Here is a 14,809-nt window from a genome sequence, read left to right as displayed (position 1 = left end):
ATAAATCTCCATGCAACCTTTAGTGATTAAATTGGGCGGCGTGCTACTTGATAGCGAAGAAGCTCTCGAAAGATTATTTACGGCTATCCAAACCTACCGTCAGGCTCATCAGCGTGAACTGGTGATTGTGCATGGTGGGGGATGCTTGGTTGATGAATTAATGCAAAAACTGCAATTGCCGGTTGTGAAGAAACAAGGCCTGCGTGTAACTCCTGCGGACCAAATCGATATTATTACAGGGGCGTTAGCGGGAACAGCGAATAAAACATTGTTAGCCTGGGCGATTAAGCACCAACAACCGGCTGTGGGTTTATCCCTTGGTGACGGTCACAGTGCGGTTGTTACCCAAATTAATGATGAGTTGGGTCATGTAGGAAGCGCAAAACCTGGTGACGCTAAGTTATTGAAATTACTTTTATCTGGTGGTTATTTACCGATTATTAGCTCCATTGGAATTACCGATGAGGGGCAACTTATGAATGTGAATGCTGACCAAGCGGCAACCGCTATCGCACAAGCCTTAGATGCAGACTTAGTCTTGCTTTCTGATGTTAGTGGCATTCTGGATGGTAAAGGTCAAAAAATTGATGAAATGACCACGGATAAAGCTCAAAAGCTGATTGACCAAGGCATTATTACCGATGGCATGATTGTTAAGGTTAATGCGGCCTTAGATGCGGCTACCACATTAAAACGCCCTGTAGATATCGCTAGCTGGCGCCATGCGGAACAGTTACCCGCCTTATTTAATGGTACCGCCATTGGTACACGAATTATTGCGTCGTAAGTACCTAACTTATTTGCGAGCAAAAAATAAATAACACATTTAATTAAACAGAATTGGGATAGGTAAGTTATGAAAAACGGCATCAAGAAAATTGTTTTAGCATACTCTGGCGGCTTAGATACTTCGGCGATCATTCCATGGTTGAAAGAAAACTACGAAGGTTGTGAAGTTGTCGCTTTCGTCGCGGATGTGGGTCAGGATAGAGAAGACCTCGTTGGCGTTGAGAAAAAAGCGCTGCAATCGGGGGCATCTGAGTGCTACGTGGTTGACCTGCGTGAAGAGTTCATCAAAGAGTACATTTACCCCGTTCTGAAAACAGGTGCACTGTATGAAGGTAGCTACCTGCTAGGGACTTCAATGGCGCGTCCTATTATCGCTAAAGCGCAAGTTGAAATTGCCCTGAAAGTCGGTGCGGATGCTGTTGCTCATGGCGCAACAGGTAAAGGTAACGACCAAGTTCGTTTCGAAAGCACTTATACTGCGTTGGCTCCACAACTGAAAGTGATTGCGCCATGGCGTGAATGGGATTTACGTTCCCGTGAAGCGCTGTTGGATTACTTAAAAGTACGTAATATCCCAACGACCGCTAGCTTAGAAAAAATCTATAGTCGTGATGAGAACGCATGGCATATCTCTACTGAAGGTGGTGTATTAGAAAGCACGTGGAATGCAGCTAACCAAGATTGCTGGGTATGGACTGTCGATCCGAAAGATGCACCGGATGAAGCTGAATTAGTGACCGTAGGTGTGAAACACGGTGAAGTCGTTTCAGTGAATGGTAAAGAGCTATCTCCATTGGGCTGTTTAGAAACGTTGAATACGTTAGGTGCGAAACACGGTGTGGGTCGTATTGATATCGTGGAAAACCGCTTAGTGGGAATGAAGTCTCGTGGTTGCTATGAAACTCCGGGGGGCACCATCATGATGGCAGCACTGCGTGGCATCGAGCAACTGGTATTAGATCGTGATAGCTACAAATGGCGTGAACAGTTAGGTCTGGAAATGTCCTATGTCGTCTATGACGGTCGCTGGTTTGCACCACTGCGTCACTCTCTGCAAGCAGCGGCTGAATCATTAGCGCAGGATGTGACCGGTGAGGTCGTTCTTAAGTTGTACAAAGGCCAAGTGATGGCTATTCAGAAAAAAGCGGATAAGAGCCTGTACTCTGAAGAGTTTGCAACCTTTGGTGAAGATGAAGTTTACGATCAAAGCCATGCTGGTGGCTTCATTCGTCTATATTCACTCTCTTCACGTATCCGTGCGCTGAAAGAGCAGAATAAAGCCAAATAATCGTTAATATGCATTACCCCGGCGGCATTAATGTGTCGTCGGGTGAAACACTTATTTTATCAATCAGGTAGGGATTCGTTATGGCACTTTGGGGTGGACGTTTTAGTCAACAGGCAGATCAACGGTTTAAACTATTCAATGATTCACTGCGTTTCGATTATCGCTTAGCGCAGCAAGATATTGTGGGATCTGTAGCATGGTCAAAAGCATTAGTTACGGTCGGCATTCTGTCTGATAGCGAACAAAAATCTCTTGAACAAGCACTGAATGAATTATTAGCAGAAGTCCAAGCAGACCCTGAAGTTATTTTGCAAAGTGACGCAGAAGATATCCACAGTTGGGTTGAAAGTAAGCTGATTGATAAAGTGGGTGATTTAGGCAAAAAACTGCATACAGGTCGTAGCCGTAATGACCAAGTCGCCACGGATTTAAAACTTTGGTGTAAAGACCAAGTGGCGTTGCTACTGGAAGCGGTGACGGAGTTACAAAAAGCGTTGGTGATCACCGCAGAAAATAATCAAGATGCAGTGATGCCGGGCTATACCCATCTACAGCGTGCGCAGCCAGTAACGTTTGCCCATTGGTGTTTAGCTTACAGTGAAATGTTGGCGCGTGATGAAAGCCGTTTACAAGATACATTGAAGCGTTTGGATGTCAGTCCATTAGGTTGTGGTGCATTAGCAGGAACGGCTTATGACATCGATCGTGAGCAACTTGCATCATGGTTAGGTTTCTCATCGGCAACCCGCAACAGTTTGGATACAGTATCTGATAGGGACCATGTATTGGAATTATTATCGGATGCAAGTATCGGTATGGTGCATCTATCTCGTTTTGCTGAAGACCTCATTTTCTTCAATAGTGGTGAAGCTGGGTTTGTTGAGCTCTCTGATAAAGTGACTTCAGGTTCATCATTAATGCCTCAAAAGAAAAATCCTGATGCCCTTGAGCTGATCCGCGGTAAATGTGGGCGTGTACAAGGTGCATTAACGGGCATGATGATGACACTCAAAGGTTTACCATTGGCATATAACAAAGATATGCAGGAAGATAAAGAAGGGTTATTTGATGCGTTAGATACTTGGTTGGACTGCATGCATATGGCGGTGTTGGTTCTGGATGGTATTCAAATCCGTCGTGCACGTTGTGAAGACGCAGCAAAACAAGGTTATGCAAATGCCACTGAGCTGGCGGACTATTTAGTCGCCAAAGGGGTTCCATTCCGTGAAGCACACCATATTGTGGGTGAAGCCGTGGTTACAGCTATTGCACAAGGAAAAGCACTGGAAGAGATGGCATTGAGTGATTTGCAGAAATTCAGTTCAGTTATCCAATTGGATGTATATGAAATTTTATCGCTACAATCATGTCTTGATAAGCGTTTAGCAAAAGGCGGGGTTTCTCAAATGCAAGTGGTGAAAGCCATTGAGGATGCGAAAGCTCGCTTAGAAATGTAGTTAAAAATGGGGGGTAGCATAACTACCCCAATTTCCATCACACTTTTTTCTAGATATTATTAACATATCAATTTATTCATTCTGGATGATTTACTTTATGAATAACAATGTTATTCATAAACACCTTCCATTTGTATTAATCAGGCATAGCTAGGGTTATGACTCAATGTTGATGCGTTATTAATATTCTATTTCCAAAAGATATCCATGATATGGCTATGCGTGTTGAACCGCTAACACCGCTAAGCCATTTTCTTTAGTATCCCAATTGAACTGATAAATACCACGATGATTATCCAATGCTTTCCATTCTGCTGATTTTTCTTGCTTTGTAAAATCAATGGATGATGATTTCATTTTATATTCTTCAACATTAAAACATCGTAGATTGACATTGGTTTCATTTACGTCATATGTACATGGAGGAAAAACGATCGCAGCTTTGAATGTCACAGTTGCTTGATTATTCGCTGTTGCATTTGCATTATTTATTAATAAGGTAGTTGCCATTAATGCGAACGGTAATAAGATAAGCGTCGATTTTTTTAACATTTTTATTCTCCGAATTTGGTTATTTAGGCAATACGAAGCCATTGCAGATAGATAAAATATCGGCTGACTACCTATTTTCTTTATAATTCTTTATGGTGATAAATATTAACTTTTAAGCGTGTTGTACAGAGAACATAGCAAAGCCTTTATCTTGGTTAGTCCACTTCAATTGATATATTCCACGGTTATCACTTAACTCTTTCCAATCAAGGGATTTACTCTGTTTTTTAAAGTCGATAGCGGTTGACTCCATCTTATTTTTTGTTTGATTGAAGCAGTTTAAGTTCATATTGTTGTCTTGCACATTATAAGAGCACGGTGGAATAACAATCGCAGCTTTAAAGGTAACTGTTGTTTGATTGCCTTTGGCTAGTGCTTGAGATGTGAATAGAACACTAGATATTAATAAGGTAGATAATAAGGTTGAAATAGTTTTATTTAACATGGTAGTAATTCCTATTTTGATTTTTTAGAGAATAAGCATCCATTACTGATATTTAAATATATCAGTTGAGGGTGTATTCATGATTTAGTTAAATTTAGAACAATAATATAAAACTATACGTGTTGAACGGTAAACATAGCTAAACCTTTGTCTTTATTAGTCCAATTCAATTGGTATGTACCACGATTATTATCTAATGTTTTCCATTCAGTGGATTTTGCATGGTTTTTAAAATCAATTGATGTTGTTTTCATTTTATTACTATCATTATTAAAACATTGTAAATCGACATTTCCCTCTTTAATATTATAAGAGCATGGAGGCACAACAATAGCTGCTTTAAAGCTAACAGTTGTTTGATTGTTTTTTGCATGTGCTGGAGTTGATAATAAAGATACAGTCATTAATCCTAAAGATAATGCTGAGATAATAGTTTTCTTAAACATGGTGTATTCTCCAGACCTAGTTATTTAATAAGGTAAAGTTTGATATGTGTTGTTTCAATGAAGCTATTATATGTGCAAAAACTCGCAAAAGGTGTAAATCACATTCTGTTAAGTGTGTGTAAATATAATAGTTATAGCCAATTTAAATATGTCTCAATCAATTTAACAATCAAAATAACTTTAGCTTATTAAGCTAAAAAATTCGTTTAGTTTAAATTTAAATTCTTTTTATTTTATTGTTTTTAGTTTTTATATCTTTTTTTGGTTGCAATCACCCATTACACGTAAAATAAAGTTGAGTGAGTTGATAGTGTTTCGCTAGGATTTTTAATTTATTTTTATATAAAATTTTACAAACATTAGTGAGTGATGAAAGAAAATATAACAAAATGTTTCATTCATAGTGAATACTTAATATAGGATTTATGTTTATATAAATAAAACTGCGTATATTGAGACGTACATATACTACTATATGGGTATTCATCGAATATTATATATCTATTGATATTACAAATTATGCTTTCTTACTTACAAAATGAAACATGTTCATCATAAATGGATGTTTTATCTCTTATGCTCTTTAGATCGTTTATTTAGTATTATCATAATGAAATTACATAACTATCATCATCTAGATCCATATCTCGGATATAACCAGAGTTATAAATTCCATATTAATGTTGTTATTACAAATTTTTATAGGTGTTTTATGTTTTTACCATCGTTATGGTAGATGGTTTTGAATTAAAGCTACTAAGTGCAAATATTCCGTTTTTTCTGATAAACAATATGTTTTTCATATTCGATATCATATGTATTGAAGATTCCTTAGTAAGCCAAGCGGCACAAGAACATAAAATTGTAAGTGAAATTAATATTTTTATGTTTATTACATTTTTGCGTCATATTCGAGCGGGCTAATTATTCGCCTGAAGCATTAATAATTCAACTTTGAATATATTAAAAAGTATTACATAAAAAACATGCAGTTAGTTTCTTTGGTTATCTTTTCAATGGTAACTATGAAGCTTATTTTGATTTTAAATGATTATTTCTACCGATAGCTACTTTAAAAGTTATTGTACAGAAAAAATTAACATTTTGTACTAGTTCATAGGTACTTATTGAATATCACAATCTATAATTAAAATTTCTTAGTCCCATTTTTACTTGTTTGTTATTTTTTTATTGGGCATGTACGAAAATTAAGTTTAATTTGATATTTTCATAGGCAATTGATATTTTCGAGAAGTCGCCTGCAACATATTTGGTTTCTTTGTATTACATTCTGTTTCATATTTAATGAGAAGATTCCTAAAAAATCAAACAAATTTTTTCGATTAATTATATCAATAGATGAAACATTATAATTTCATTATAATGATTGGTATTACCTATGTAGGTAAGGCTAACGAAAGGAAAAAGACAGATGAATATTCGTGATCTGGAGTATCTAGTTGCACTCGCAGAGCATAAGCATTTTCGACGCGCTGCGGATTCTTGCCACGTAAGTCAACCTACATTAAGTGGACAGATTCGTAAGCTAGAAGAAGAATTAGGAGTGATGCTTTTAGAGCGAACAAGCCGAAAAGTTCTATTTACTCAGCAAGGTTTATTGCTGGTAGAGCAGGCCCGAACAATTCTAAGAGAAATAAAATTATTGCAAGAAATGGCTGCGTTGCAGGGTGAAAGTATGTCGGGGCCATTGCATATTGGACTTATTCCAACGGTTGCACCTTATTTATTACCGCATATTATTCCTGAACTGCATCGTGTCCATCCAAAACTCGAAATTTATTTACATGAAGCTCAAACCCAGCAGTTACTTGCTCAATTAGATAGCGGGAAATTAGACTGTGCGATTTTAGCTGATGTAAAAGAAACGGAACCATTCATTGCCGTTCCATTATTTGAAGAGCCGATGAAGCTTGCAATCTATGAGAATCATCCATGGCATGATCGTGATACGGTTGAAATGAGCGAGCTTGCGGGTGAGAAGTTATTGATGTTAGAAGATGGGCATTGTCTACGTGACCAAGCAATGGGATTTTGTTTCCAAGCCGGGGCGAAGGAAGATACCCACTTTAGAGCAACCAGCTTAGAAACCCTAAGAAATATGGTCGCTGCGGGTAGCGGGATTACATTATTACCTGATTTGGCGGTACCACATGAAGCTTGTCGTGATGGGGTATGTTACTTGAACTGTATTGAGCCAGAACCAAAACGTAGGATTGTTTTAGTTTATCGCCCAGGTTCCCCACTTCGCGGTCGCTATGAGCAGCTAGCTGAAACTATTTATAATTCAATGGATAATTATTATAAAAACAAAAAGTAAGCATTTAGTAAATAGAGAGTAATTAAAGAAGAAAAATCGAAGAGTGATTGCTGGAGCCCATTGAGTGCACCAGACAATCACTTGAGAAATTAAAATAGTCGATTGAGACCATTTAATGCGGCAACGCGGAAGGCTTCTGCCATAGTTGGGTAATTAAATGTGGTATTGATAAAGTACTCGATGGTATTACCTTCACCTTTCTGTTCCATGATAGCTTGACCGATATGAATAATTTCAGCCGCCCTCTCACCAAAACAGTGAATACCTAGAATTTGAAGCGTTTCTCTGTGGAAGAGGATCTTCAAACTACCCACATTCATTCCTGCAATCTGTGCACGTGCTAAATGTTTAAATTGAGCACGACCCACTTCATACGGTATTTTCATCGCTGTCAATTCTTGTTCTGTTTTACCGACAGAGCTGATTTCAGGGATGGTATAAATACCGGTCGGAATATTTTCAACTAAATGGGCATTACCTAAACCAGAAGTGATTGCTCGAGCTGCAATACGTCCTTGGTCATAAGCTGCAGAGGCTAGACTTGGGTAACCAATAACATCACCGACTGCGTAAATATGCTCATTACTGGTACGATACGCATGGTCAACTTTTACTAAGCCCCGACCATCAGCATCAATACCTACATTTGCTAATCCAATATTATCGGTATTACCAGTACGTCCGTTGGCAAATAGCAGGCAATCCGCTTTAACTTTTTTACCTGATTTCAGATGAACAATGACTCCATCATCTAAGCCTTCAATCTTTTCATATTCTTCATTATGGCGAATAACTACGCCGCTATTCCAAAAATGGTAAGACAGTGCATCTGACATTTCCTGATCAAGGAATGCCAATAAATGATCTCGGGTATTGATTAAATCAACTTTGACGCCTAATCCTCGAAATATAGATGCGTATTCGCAACCGATCACACCAGCACCGTAGATAATGACATGGCGAGGTTCATGTGACAGGTTAAGAATTGTATCACTGTTATAAATTCGGGAATGGGTAAAGTCGACATCTGAAGGGCAATAAGGGCGGGAGCCTGTGGCGATAATAATTTTATCAGCACTCAGCACATCACAACTTCCATCAGCATAGCGAACACTAACATGCTGATCATCAACAAACGTTGCTTCACCAGAAAACATCTGGCAACCATTGCGTTCATAGAAGCCTTCACGCATGCGTGTTTGCTGACTAATAACGGTTTCGGCATGTTTGAGAATTTCAGAAAATGAGGAGCGTAAACTGCGGGAATTATCACTATAAAGTGGGTTTTGGTTGAATTCGATAATTCTACTGACAGCATGACGAAGGGCTTTAGAGGGAATGGTTCCCCAGTGGGTACAGCCACCGCCGACACTGTTATAACGTTCTATAACAGCAACGTTTTTTCCTTGTTTGACCAGCCCCATAGCGGCACCTTCACCACCAGGACCTGAACCAATGACAATTGCATCAAAATGGGTATGTTGCATGAGGTAAGACCTGTTTTAATTCTAGGGACGTTGTGATAGTAACATTCGTTTGCCATCTTGTCTCAATTCGAAATCCTAAAGACAAATAAGTAAAGAAAGCAGATGAAAATCAAAGCGAGCAAAGTATATAAAAAGTTTATAGAAAAAAAGTCGATAAAAGACACAGCGTAGAAAAAATGAGTTGGGTGAAATTCTGAAAATAGTTAAATTGCAGATAGAGTCATTTTTTCATTGAACTAGATTAATAAATTTCAGGTATGCTTAAGGTATGGGCGCGTTGGAAAGTTATATTTTGATATATTAACGACGTTTAATTGCATAGAAATTAGGAATATCGTGAGCAACACTATTGGCGTTAGAGCAAAACAAAAAGAAAAAACTCGTCGTTCGCTGGTCGAAGCGGCATTTAGCCAATTAAGTGCAGAGCGTAGTTTTACTAGTCTCAGCTTACGTGAAGTAGCTCGTGAGGCAGGTATCGCACCAACTTCGTTTTATCGTCATTTCAAAGATGTAGATGAACTCGGGCTGACCATGGTTGATGAAAGTGGTCTGATGCTACGCCAATTAATGCGACAAGCGCGGCAGCGTATCGCAAAAGGCGGGAGTGTGATCCGTACATCAGTCTCCACTTTTATGGAGTTTATTGGTAATAACCCTAATGCGTTTAGGTTATTATTGCGTGAGCGCTCAGGAACCTCTGCTGAGTTTCGTGCTGCAGTGGCGCGGGAAATCCAGCATTTTATTGCAGAATTAGCAGATTATCTTGAACTAGAAAATCGTATGCCCCGTTATTTTACGGAAATGCAAGCCGAGGCGATGGTGACTATTGTATTTAGTGCGGGTGCTGAAGCACTGGATATTGATGAAGACAAACGTCGTCATCTCGAAGAGCGGTTGGTATTACAGCTACGAATGATAGCTAAAGGCGCTTATTACTGGTATCGCCGTGAACAAGAAAAACAGAATGAAACAGACCCTGATTTAAACAAATAGTAAAGGAGACACAATGACGGACCACAAAAATTATGAAAGAAGCACATTACTATTGTCTCTAGTAGTTGGCTTATCGACTCATGGAACGTTCTCTGCGCTGTTCAACTCCTCAGTTGAATTTTCTATTTTCCCTATTATTGCTTTAATTTTAGCTGTTTATTGTTTACACCAGCGTTATTTACATCATGCAATGCCGATGGGGTTGCCAAAATTTGTCGCGGGTAGCCTTTTTTTAGGTATGTTTGGTTACGCGGCAATTTTACGAGTCCAACATCCTGAAGTGGGTTCTAATTTTATTCCTGCTACTGTTATCGTTATTATTGCACTGTGGATGTATACCAGTTGGAAGGCTCGTAAAAGAGAGCAACAGCAAATTGAATTAGAAGAAGAAACTGACCACTAATTATTCCGTGGGTTAGAAATAAAAAACACCGTATTCTCAGCTAGAATCCGGTGTTTTTTTATGGACGTGACTTAACGTCGAGTGAGTAATACACCACTTTCCATATGATGGGTGTATGGGAATTGATCAAACAGTGCCAACTTTTCAACTTTATGGGTTTTAGTTAGCTCGGCCAAATTGTCACATAGGGTTTCTGGGTTACAGGAAATATATAAAATATGGTCATATTCCTGAACTAACTGTACTGTTTTATCATCTAAACCACTACGAGGTGGATCCACAAAAATAGTATTACATTGGTAATCTGCCAAATTAATACCGTCTAACCGTCTAAATTCTCGAACACCCTTCATCGCTTGAGTAAAATCTTCAGCTGACATTCGGATGATCTGCACATTATCAATTTTATTTGCTTCAATATTGTACTGGGCGGCCTGCACAGATGGTTTGGCAATTTCAGTGGCTAAAACTTTATTAAAATTTTGAGCTAGTGCTAAAGAGAAATTTCCATTTCCACAATAGAGCTCTAGAAGATCACCAGTAGAGTTTTGAGTCGCGTTAATTGCCCACTCTAACATTTTTATATTCACCTGCGCATTAGGCTGCGTGAAGCTATTCTCTACTTGGCGGTAAATCATCTCTTTGCCATTTACAGGCAGAATTTCATCCACATAATCATGGTCTAGCATGATTTTTGTTTTTGATGCACGCCCAATAACCTGAACGTCAAAACCTTTTGCGATTAAATCAGCTTTTAATTGCTTAGCTTCAGTAATCCACTCATCCCCTAATTTTTTATGATAAAGCAGGGAAATAATCAGTTTATTACTTAGAGTCGATAAATAGTCGATCTGAAATAATTTATGACGCAATAATTCACTTTTTTTCAGTAAAGGTAAAAGTTCGACCATCATGTCGTTGATAAGCTGGCTAGCGACAGGAAAAGACTCAATTCGGATACGTTCTTTTGTCTCTTTATCAAACATAATATGGAAGAGATCATCACCATCATGCCAAATTCTAAACTCTGCACGCATGCGGTAGTGGGATTTGCTAGATGAAAAAACTTCAGGTTCAGGCGCAGCATAAGGGGCCATCAAACTCTTTAGACGGTTAATTTTTTCTGCAAGTTGCAGCTCGTAATCTTCGGTGTGCAAGGTGTTTTGCATTATATGGCCCCATAAAACAGTCAATATTTACATCAGGGGCGAAATTGTAGGGCAAGTGGCGAAGATGTCCAGTTTTCATTATCGATTCATAGACACTGACAACTATTCAACTTAGGATGATTGGCTGTGGTTTTAGGGAATTTGGTGAGAGTCCAGAACTGACGCGCAACGGTAATTAAGGTATCCCCGTCATTCTTCAAGCTACATGGGTGTTGGCATCGCTCAGCTACCCTAGTCACATACTTCAGTATGCTCCTAGGGATATCTTCGCTTGCTGCCTACATGTCACTTGAATTATTTAGGGGATATAACAGGTTAAATTGTCATTTTATATATCGTTTTTACTTCATATATAGAAACTCAACTTGCCACTTTATAAGTCCGATACCTACCACGCTCCTTATCGCTTTGTTGAATATTAGCGCGAACCTTATATTCAACGTCGCGGAATCTTAATTTTATTGATTTTCCGAGTATAAAAAAATGAATAATAATAAGTCGCTACCGCTTTCGGTGGTAACTCTGACAGTGTTGTGTGGTATTTCCTCTTTGGCAAGTGCGAATTCAAACTCTTCTGATGAAATGGTGGTATCTGCCAATCGTTTCGAACAACCCCTTTCTTCTATATTAGCACCTGTTACCGTTGTGACTCGTGAAGATATTGATCATTGGCAATCAAATTCAGTGATTGATGTATTAAGGCGGTTACCGGGCGTGGACGTTGCTCAGAGTGGTGGAATGGGGCAATTAAGTTCCCTCTTTATTAGAGGAACTGAATCTCGTCATGTTTTGGTCTTGATTGATGGTGTTCGTTTAAATCAAGCGGGAATTTCCGGTTCTTCTGATATGAGCCAAATTCCGATCTCGTTGGTTCAGCGCATTGAATATATTCGTGGCGCGCGATCTGCGGTCTACGGTTCGGATGCTATTGGTGGTGTTATCAATATTATTACTCGTCGTGATAACGATGGGACAACATTGAATGCGGGTATCGGTTCTTATGGATATCAAAACTATAACGGTTCAACACAGCAAAAAATTGGTGAGAATACAACGGTAACAGGGGCGGCAGCTTATACACATACAACGGGGTTTGATGTGGAGGCGAGGGGATTTAGTGGTGATAGGGTACAGCCAGATAAAGATGGATTTTTGAGTAAGTCATTATGGTTGGGTGTTGAGCATCAGTTTTCATCTGACATCATTGCTTATGCGAGAGCCTATGGGTATGACAATAGAACCGATTATGACGCTTATTATGATAAATATGCGGATTCTCAAGTTGATACTCGTAAGTTATATAGCCGTACCTATGAAACTGGCTTGAAATATCATAATGATAAATATTCAACGATGTTGATGGGCAGCTACGGTACAACAAAAGATTATAACTATGACCCAAAATATGGGCAGTATGCAAAATTTTCGAATTTAGATGAATCGAAGCAATACAATCTCCAATGGGGTAATAGCTACCGGCTAGAAAAAGGTAATATTAGCGCTGGCATTGATTATCAACATCAGAGCATTGAGCCAAGTGGCTATACAATGATAAGTGAAAAACAAACGTTAAATAATACCGGAGTTTATTTAACAGGTCAGTATGCACTTATCGATTCAGTTGTGGCTGAAGCTGCGGTTCGCTCAGATCATCATTCAGAATTTAATTGGCATACAACGTGGCAATCAGGATTAAGCTGGGAATTTTATGAAGGCTATAAACTTGTTGGTTCTTATGCGACGGCATATAAAGCTCCTAATTTGAGCCAATTATATGCATATTCATCATCTGATTGGGGAACAACAAAAGGTAATCCAAATTTAAAACCGGAAGAAAGTAAACAATGGGAAATTGGGATTGAAGGTAAAACTGGCCCATTATTTTGGCAATTAAACACATATCATAATGATATTAATAATTTGATTGACTATAAATATGGTAATCCAATTAGTACTTATGAAAATATTGGTAAAGCAGAAATTAAAGGTCTTGAATGGGTTGGCGAGGTTAATACAGGAATATTCCATCACCAAATAACTTATCAATATACCGACCCAAGAGATAAAGAAAAAGATGAGGTTTTACTGAGAAGAGCGAAACAACAAGTAAAATATCAACTTGATTGGACTGTGTATAATTTAGATATGGGGCTCACTTATCAATATATAGGTACTCGTTACGATAAAATGGGGAATGGGCTACGCACTAAAGTAGGTGGCGTTAGCCTTTGGGATATCACTGCTGCATATCCAATCACTTCACATCTCACAATTCGTGGTAAAATAGCTAATATGTTCGATAAAGACTATGAGAGCGCGTATGGTTATCGCACCGCTGGAAGAGAATATTTCCTCACAGGAAGCTACAACTTCTAAGAACGACCTATCTGTTCGCCCGACCATTCTGGTGTTTGACTCCGGAGTGGGCGGGTTATCTGTCTACCGTGAAGTTAAAAAAATGCTCCCAAATGCACACTATATATATGCATTTGATAATGAAGCCTTCCCTTATGGTGAAAAAACGGAAGAGTTTATTATTGAGCGGGTTTATCAAATTGTTAATGCCGTTGCTAAAAAACATCCGCTAACAATCGCCGTCATTGCGTGTAATACAGCAAGCACGGTGAGCCTACCTAACCTCCGCGCGCACTTTACATTTCCGATTGTTGGGGTTGTTCCGGCGATTAAGCCCGCAACCAAACTAACTCGTAATGGTATCGTGGGATTATTAGCGACAAAAGGCACTGTTAATCGAGAATACACTAAAGAGCTGATTGAGCGTTTTGCAACAGACTGCAAAGTCATTTTATTAGGCTCAGCAGAGTTAGTGCAGTTAGCCGAAAGAAAATTACATGGTGAAACGTTGCCATTAGATGAAGTTGCTCAAGCGATAAGACCGTGGATCAAAATGAAAGAAGCACCTGATACTGTGATCCTTGGATGTACCCATTTCCCTCTTATAGTAGAAGAGCTCGAAAAAGTACTTCCAAACGGCACTCGATTTATTGATTCAGGAGCTGCCATTGCGAGAAGAACGGTTTGGCTGATCAATAATCAGGCTGAAATCGCTAATTCCAATGAAGAAGACTTTGCATATTGCATGCTAATGAATGACGCTTTACAGGAATTACGCCCAGTTTTGGAGTCTGAGGGCTTTAAATCGCTGAAAAAACTAGCTATTTAAGTCGAATTTGATGGATGTGTGACCAATCAGAAAAAAACTTTAAAAAAAGGGTTGCCAGATTTTTCTGACTCCCTATAATGCGCATCCACTGACCGGGAACAAGCCAACGCAAAGCGCGATGGACACTGAACCGGCAGCGAGAGAATCTGAAAAGATTAAGCAAAAAAATGCTTGACTCTCACTGAGGAAAGCGTAATATACGCCACCTCGCGACAACGACCTAAGTTGATAAAAACTGAGTCGATTTCCAAAAGAAAT

At 38.9% G+C, this 14,809-nt stretch carries 13 protein-coding genes; 8 read left to right on the top strand and 5 right to left on the bottom strand.

Features of this window, described 5'->3' with window-relative positions; genetic code table 11:
- The first annotated feature begins 10 nt into the window (after positions 1-10).
- From argB to argH, 3 genes are all read left to right on the top strand, one after another.
- Positions 11-787: an acetylglutamate kinase gene (gene argB, locus PROVRUST_RS17560; protein ID WP_006816251.1), complete on the top strand. Its 777-nt coding sequence runs from the start codon at positions 11-13 to the stop codon at positions 785-787.
- Positions 788-856: 69 nt separating this feature from the next.
- On the top strand, positions 857-2,077 hold the full coding sequence (locus tag PROVRUST_RS17555; protein WP_006816250.1) for an argininosuccinate synthase: 1,221 nt from the start codon (positions 857-859) through the stop codon (positions 2,075-2,077).
- Positions 2,078-2,157: 80 nt separating this feature from the next.
- Positions 2,158-3,534, top strand: coding sequence for an argininosuccinate lyase (gene argH, locus PROVRUST_RS17550; protein ID WP_006816249.1), 1,377 nt, complete (start codon positions 2,158-2,160; stop codon positions 3,532-3,534).
- 216 nt (positions 3,535-3,750) lie between these two features.
- On the opposite strand, the gene PROVRUST_RS17545 is transcribed toward argH, so the two are convergent.
- The 3 genes from PROVRUST_RS17545 to PROVRUST_RS17535 form a co-directional block, all read right to left on the bottom strand.
- The gene (locus tag PROVRUST_RS17545) at positions 3,751-4,086 is read right to left on the bottom strand and encodes a hypothetical protein (protein ID WP_006816248.1); all 336 of its coding nucleotides are present in this window, start codon (positions 4,084-4,086) and stop codon (positions 3,751-3,753) included.
- Positions 4,087-4,198: 112 nt separating this feature from the next.
- The gene (locus PROVRUST_RS17540) at positions 4,199-4,531 is read right to left on the bottom strand and encodes a fimbrial protein (protein ID WP_006816247.1); all 333 of its coding nucleotides are present in this window, start codon (positions 4,529-4,531) and stop codon (positions 4,199-4,201) included.
- Positions 4,532-4,644: 113 nt separating this feature from the next.
- Positions 4,645-4,977, bottom strand: coding sequence for a hypothetical protein (locus tag PROVRUST_RS17535; RefSeq protein ID WP_006816246.1), 333 nt, complete (start codon positions 4,975-4,977; stop codon positions 4,645-4,647).
- Between the two features lie 1,432 nt (positions 4,978-6,409).
- Between PROVRUST_RS17535 and oxyR the strand changes: the two genes are divergently transcribed.
- A complete protein-coding gene (gene oxyR, locus PROVRUST_RS17525) occupies positions 6,410-7,315 on the top strand; it encodes a DNA-binding transcriptional regulator OxyR (protein WP_006816243.1) in 906 nt (301 codons plus the stop codon).
- A gap of 89 nt (positions 7,316-7,404) precedes the next feature.
- Here the strand turns inward: oxyR and sthA are convergent, their stop codons facing one another.
- Positions 7,405-8,802: a Si-specific NAD(P)(+) transhydrogenase gene (gene sthA, locus PROVRUST_RS17520; RefSeq protein WP_006816242.1), complete on the bottom strand. Its 1,398-nt coding sequence runs from the start codon at positions 8,800-8,802 to the stop codon at positions 7,405-7,407.
- 336 nt (positions 8,803-9,138) lie between these two features.
- On the opposite strand from sthA, the gene fabR reads away from it, so the two are divergent.
- Together fabR and PROVRUST_RS17510 are read left to right on the top strand one after the other, a co-directional pair.
- Positions 9,139-9,795, top strand: a complete 657-nt coding sequence (gene fabR, locus PROVRUST_RS17515; protein ID WP_006816241.1) for an HTH-type transcriptional repressor FabR — start codon at positions 9,139-9,141, stop codon at positions 9,793-9,795.
- Between the two features lie 13 nt (positions 9,796-9,808).
- Entirely contained in the window at positions 9,809-10,198 is a 390-nt protein-coding gene (locus PROVRUST_RS17510) for a YijD family membrane protein (RefSeq protein WP_039855911.1), read from the top strand.
- A gap of 71 nt (positions 10,199-10,269) precedes the next feature.
- Here PROVRUST_RS17510 and trmA read toward each other — a convergent pair whose 3' ends face one another.
- Positions 10,270-11,367 carry a tRNA (uridine(54)-C5)-methyltransferase TrmA gene (gene trmA / locus PROVRUST_RS17505; protein WP_006816239.1) on the bottom strand — a complete coding sequence of 366 codons (1,098 nt, stop codon included), beginning with the start codon at positions 11,365-11,367 and terminating at the stop codon, positions 10,270-10,272.
- A 483-nt stretch (positions 11,368-11,850) separates the two neighbouring features.
- Here trmA and btuB point away from each other — a divergent pair, with 483 nt between their 5' ends.
- Both btuB and murI read left to right on the top strand, forming a co-directional pair.
- Complete coding sequence (btuB, locus tag PROVRUST_RS17500; RefSeq protein ID WP_039855910.1) at positions 11,851-13,743, top strand: TonB-dependent vitamin B12 receptor BtuB; 1,893 nt, start codon at positions 11,851-11,853, stop codon at positions 13,741-13,743.
- Positions 13,688-14,551: a glutamate racemase gene (gene murI, locus PROVRUST_RS17495; protein ID WP_006816237.1), complete on the top strand. Its 864-nt coding sequence runs from the start codon at positions 13,688-13,690 to the stop codon at positions 14,549-14,551. The genes btuB and murI overlap by 56 nt, the downstream gene beginning before the upstream one ends.
- Positions 14,552-14,809: the final 258 nt, after the last annotated feature.

Origin of the sequence: Providencia rustigianii DSM 4541 (assembly GCF_000156395.1) — a bacterium.
GTDB lineage: Bacteria > Pseudomonadota > Gammaproteobacteria > Enterobacterales > Enterobacteriaceae > Providencia > Providencia rustigianii.
The sequence above is the reverse complement of the archived record's forward strand: the minus strand, read 5'-3'. Positions and strand labels throughout refer to the sequence as shown.

Excerpts from the sequence above, each read along its gene's own strand:
- argB (WP_006816251.1), top strand. The coding sequence starts at position 11 with ATGCAACCTTTAGTGATTAAATTGGGCGGCGTGCTACTTGATAGCGAA.
- PROVRUST_RS17555 (WP_006816250.1), top strand. The coding sequence starts at position 857 with ATGAAAAACGGCATCAAGAAAATTGTTTTAGCATACTCTGGCGGCTTA.
- argH (WP_006816249.1), top strand. The coding sequence starts at position 2,158 with ATGGCACTTTGGGGTGGACGTTTTAGTCAACAGGCAGATCAACGGTTT.
- PROVRUST_RS17545 (WP_006816248.1), bottom strand. The coding sequence starts at position 4,086 with ATGTTAAAAAAATCGACGCTTATCTTATTACCGTTCGCATTAATGGCA.
- PROVRUST_RS17540 (WP_006816247.1), bottom strand. The coding sequence starts at position 4,531 with ATGTTAAATAAAACTATTTCAACCTTATTATCTACCTTATTAATATCT.
- PROVRUST_RS17535 (WP_006816246.1), bottom strand. The coding sequence starts at position 4,977 with ATGTTTAAGAAAACTATTATCTCAGCATTATCTTTAGGATTAATGACT.
- oxyR (WP_006816243.1), top strand. The coding sequence starts at position 6,410 with ATGAATATTCGTGATCTGGAGTATCTAGTTGCACTCGCAGAGCATAAG.
- sthA (WP_006816242.1), bottom strand. The coding sequence starts at position 8,802 with ATGCAACATACCCATTTTGATGCAATTGTCATTGGTTCAGGTCCTGGT.
- PROVRUST_RS17510 (WP_039855911.1), top strand. The coding sequence starts at position 9,809 with ATGACGGACCACAAAAATTATGAAAGAAGCACATTACTATTGTCTCTA.
- trmA (WP_006816239.1), bottom strand. The coding sequence starts at position 11,367 with ATGCAAAACACCTTGCACACCGAAGATTACGAGCTGCAACTTGCAGAA.
- btuB (WP_039855910.1), top strand. The coding sequence starts at position 11,851 with ATGAATAATAATAAGTCGCTACCGCTTTCGGTGGTAACTCTGACAGTG.
- murI (WP_006816237.1), top strand. The coding sequence starts at position 13,688 with ATGGTTATCGCACCGCTGGAAGAGAATATTTCCTCACAGGAAGCTACA.